Genomic DNA, 4,305 nt, shown 5'->3' with positions numbered 1-4,305 from the left:
CTGCAGGAAGCCGACTTGTCCCGTCTGACGGTGACGCGCGCGGTCGAAGGTGTAGCCGATGCGAACCGTGTGACCCTCTGCAATGTCCCAGCGCAGGTTAGCGATCACGCCATAACGATGGGTCTGCGTCTGGCTGGGTGCCAGCACCGCAACTTCGTCGAGCAGGTCGCCGTCGCCGTTGAGGTCCATGCCGAAATAAGGACGGCCGCCGATGTAGCCAGCGAGGCCATTGTTGAGCCGTTCGCGCGCATTGACGGTCCCGCCGCCATTGGCCTTCACATACTGGTAGCTCGGATCGACGGTAAGGGTTACGCCTTCGGAAAGCGTGAACTTCGACGCGCCGCGGATGTTACCCGTGTTCGACGGGTTATAGCGACGGTCAAACTCGGTACCGCACGACGACGCCGAATCGGCAGCGCCCGGCGTGACAGTTGCAGTCGTGGTGCACGGATAGTTGATGTTATATTCGCGCTCGTCGTTGTTCATCGGGAAGCGGTTGCCCGAACCCGAACCGACAACGCGGTTGGCGTCGAGGCGCAGCGGCAGCGAACCGAAGAAGTTGTTGCGGTTCTCGTTATAGTGACCGGCCACCGAGATGAAGTCGCCGTTGCTGCCGATCGGCTGCCAGATGCGGCCGTTGAACTGCTTCTTGCGGATGCGGCCATAGTTGTTGAACGGATTGTCGTTCGATGCGCTCGAAGCCGAGACGAAGGCGCGGGTGCCGAACGGCGTGAATTCGCCGGTGTTGATCAGGCCGAAAACGCGGAAGAAGCTGTACTCGCCCGCCGAACCCGAGACCTTCACGCCGAAATCTTCGGTCGGGGTCATCGTGCGATAGTTGACGGTCGAGCCGGTTGCCGCGGCGGTCGGGCTGTCCACGTCGGTCGAACCGAGGTTGACGTTGACCTGTTCGATCAGTTCAGGATCGAGCTGCTGGTTCGAATAGATGGCATAGTTGCCCGAGTCATTCAGCGGAACGCCGTCGAAGGTCAGGCTGATGCGGTCGGCCGAAAAGCCGCGGATGGTCAGCTGACCGCCCGACGAACCATAAGCGTCATTGTTGGTGAAGACGACGCCCGGGACCAGGTTGATGGTGTCGAGAATGGTCTGACCGGGGTTCTGACGCGCGATCACTTCCTGACCCAGAACCGACTTCGCCTTCGACGTATCGGGCGACTGGATGCCGGCGACGTCCTGCGCCGAGGTGCCGGTGACGACGATTTCGTTTTCGAAATCGACCGAGCCCGTCGACTGGGCAAAGGCCGGCGTGGAAAGCAGCGCAAGCGGAAGCAGCGCGGCGCCAGCGGCGAGCGTGTTTCGGAAATTCATGACAGGTTGTCCCCTTGATTGTGGCATTCGGCAGGCGCGCGGCTTGGGGCGCGCTTGACCTGCGAGCGCCCCTGAAGCCCGCATGTGGCACGATTGTGACAGCAAATGTGACAGTGCAAGCCGCGTGGGCGGGCTGGTACGCGAAAAGGTCAAAAAAGCGCGAATTTCCGTCGCTGTCGCAGAATTATCGACAGGCAGCGCTGCGTTTTTTCGTGCAACTGTTGCTGCAATGCAACATTGGCAGGGGCGAAACCGCGGTGCGGGTGCGCGCCGCGACTCGACTCAGGCGGCGTCGCCCGCTTCCTTCGCCTTGTCGGCATAGACGCGCACCGGTGCCTTGCGGCCTTCGACAACATCCTTGTCGACGACGATTTCGATCACGTCGGTCAGGTCGGGCAGGTCGAACATGGTGTCGAGCAGGATCGCCTCGACGATCGAGCGCAGCCCGCGTGCCCCGGTCTTGCGTTCAATCGCCTTTTTGGCGACCGCGACCAGCGCGTCATCGGTGAAGGTCAGCGCGACTTCTTCGAGATCGAACAGTTTCTTGTACTGCTTGATCAGCGCATTCTTGGGTTCGCCCAGAATCTTGACCAGCGCGTCGATGTCGAGATCCTCGAGCGTTGCGATCACCGGCAGGCGGCCGACGAATTCTGGGATCAGGCCGAACTTGAGGAGATCTTCAGGCTCGATATTCTTGAGCACCTCGCCCGCGCGGCGTTCGTCGGGGCCGGCGACATGCGCGCCGAAACCGATCGACTTGCCCTGCAGGCGGTCGCCGATGATCTTTTCGAGGCCGGCAAAGGCGCCGCCCGCGATGAACAGGATGTTGGTCGTGTCGACCTGCAGGAATTCCTGCTGCGGATGCTTGCGCCCGCCCTGCGGCGGCACGCTCGCGGTCGTGCCTTCCATCAGCTTGAGCAGCGCCTGCTGCACGCCTTCACCCGACACGTCGCGGGTGATCGAGGGATTCTCGGCCTTGCGGCTGATCTTGTCGATTTCGTCGATATAGACGATGCCGCGCTGCGCCTTTTCGACATTATAGTCGGACGCCTGGAGCAGCTTGAGGATAATATTCTCGACATCCTCGCCGACATAGCCGGCTTCGGTGAGGGTCGTCGCATCGGCCATGGTGAAAGGCACGTCGAGGAAGCGCGCAAGCGTCTGCGCGAGCAAGGTCTTGCCGCTGCCCGTCGGGCCGACGAGCAGGATGTTCGACTTCGCCAGTTCGACATCATCGCCGCGGCCCGAATTGGCGAGGCGCTTGTAATGGTTGTGGACCGCTACCGACAGCACGCGCTTGGCAGTGTTCTGGCCGATCACATAATTGTCGAGGTGCTGGCAGATTTCGAGCGGCGTCGGCACCGCGCCGTCCTTGCGCGCGGCGACCCCGCCCTTGATTTCCTCGCGGATGATGTCGTTGCACAGTTCGACGCATTCATCGCAGATGAACACGGTGGGGCCGGCAATCAGCTTGCGGACTTCATGCTGCGACTTGCCGCAGAAGGAGCAGTAAAGAGTGCTCTTGCTGTCCGAGCCGCTCAATTTCGTCATAAATCTTCCTCTGGCAGCCGCAAAAGGGCGCTGCCGTCCTTCATCCTAGCCCGCGATCACCCAATTACAATATGGCAATTGGGTGACATCGGGACATGTCCAACCTGACGACGGCCCGCGAACGGGGCGTCAACAAACGCGGTTACCGAAAGCGGGTCGGCCGGCGTCAGGGCGTCGGACCTTCGCTGATTTCCTTGGGCCCCTCGTCACCGGGGAGCGCGGGGCGGCGGTCGTAGACATGATCGACGATCCCGAATGCGCGCGCTTCCTCGGCTTCGAGGAAAGTGTCGCGATCCATCGCCTTTTCGATGTCTTTGAGCGGCTTGCCCGTATATTGCGCATAGAGGTCGTTCATCCGCTTGCGGATGCGCAGGATTTCCTTGGCCTGGATTTCGATGTCCGACGCCATGCCGCGCGCACCGCCCGAGGGCTGGTGGACCATGATGCGGGCGTTCGACAGCGCGACGCGCATGCCGGGTTCGCCGGCGGCGAGCAGGAAGCTGCCCATCGATGCCGCCTGGCCGATGCACACGGTGCCGACGCGCGGGCGGATATATTGCATCGTGTCGTGGATCGCCATGCCCGCCGTGACGACGCCGCCCGGCGAGTTGATGTACATATAGATGTCCTTCTTCGGATTTTCCGATTCGAGGAACAGAAGCTGCGCGACGATCAGCGACGCCATATTGTCCTCAACCTCGCCCGTCACGAAGACGATCCGTTCGCGCAGCAGGCGCGAGAAGATGTCAAAGCTGCGTTCGCCGCGGCTCGTCTGTTCGACGACGACGGGAACAAGGGCGGCGAGCGGGTCGATCATGGAAATTTCGTCCTTCAGTATCCGGGATGCCCGCCGCGAACCGGCGGGCTGCCCCTCGGCGCCTTACATCGGCGCGTGGCGTAAGGGATTCAAGGGGGCAAATATCGCGTGCCGGCGCGCCCCGCTATTGCGGGGGCTTGCCGCCCTGTTCGGTCCAGAAGGCGGCGATGCGGCCGGTGATGAGTTCGGTCGCGAGCGTGCGCGCGGTATCGCGCGGCAGGCCCAGTGCTTCGGCCATCGGGCCGCCAAGCTGGGCATCGCCCATCGCCATCAGCACGAGCGCCAACGTGTCTTCGTGCATCAGCCGCTTTTCGTGCGCGTCGGGCGCCGTTCCGTCGATCAGGCGGTGGATGGCATCGAGGATCGGGTCGAGCGCGTCCTCGTTGCCCGTCGCCGCCATCCAGGTGGCGAGCGCGCCGGCGCCGCCGCTGTCGAAGGCGTCGAAGGCAAGGTCGACGATCTCGCGCACATTGCGTTCGCCTGGCGGCGACGACGTCATCTTCGCCGCAATCGTGTCGCACACCGTTTCGGCGAGATAGGCGGCGAGCGCCTTTTGCAGCCCGGCGGCGCTGCCGAAATGGTGGAGCAGATTGGCGTGGGTGCGGTCG

The 4,305-nt window shown here is 62.8% G+C and carries 4 protein-coding genes; all 4 read right to left on the bottom strand.

Annotation, left to right across the window (positions count from 1 at the left end):
• Positions 1–1,329, bottom strand: a 1,329-nt coding sequence (locus ABS88_RS24565; RefSeq protein ID WP_286750880.1) for a TonB-dependent receptor plug domain-containing protein, incomplete at its 3' end; no start/stop codon positions are given.
• 282 nt (positions 1,330–1,611) lie between these two features.
• Positions 1,612–2,880, bottom strand: a complete 1,269-nt coding sequence (clpX, locus tag ABS88_RS24560; RefSeq protein ID WP_003040640.1) for an ATP-dependent Clp protease ATP-binding subunit ClpX — start codon at positions 2,878–2,880, stop codon at positions 1,612–1,614.
• 166 nt (positions 2,881–3,046) lie between these two features.
• Positions 3,047–3,697, bottom strand: a complete 651-nt coding sequence (locus tag ABS88_RS24555) for an ATP-dependent Clp protease proteolytic subunit (RefSeq protein WP_058813148.1) — start codon at positions 3,695–3,697, stop codon at positions 3,047–3,049.
• Between the two features lie 124 nt (positions 3,698–3,821).
• On the bottom strand, positions 3,822–4,305 hold a 484-nt coding region (locus ABS88_RS24550), incomplete at its 5' end, for a TetR/AcrR family transcriptional regulator (protein WP_286750879.1).

The sequence above is a fragment of the Sphingopyxis sp. SCN 67-31 genome, from assembly GCF_001725095.1.
The sequence above is the reverse complement of the archived record's forward strand: the minus strand, read 5'-3'. Positions and strand labels throughout refer to the sequence as shown.

Coding starts and splice junctions, on each gene's coding strand:
- ABS88_RS24555 (WP_058813148.1), bottom strand. CDS start 3,697: ATGATCGACCCGCTCGCCGCCCTTGTTCCCGTCGTCGTCGAACAGACG.
- clpX (WP_003040640.1), bottom strand. CDS start 2,880: ATGACGAAATTGAGCGGCTCGGACAGCAAGAGCACTCTTTACTGCTCC.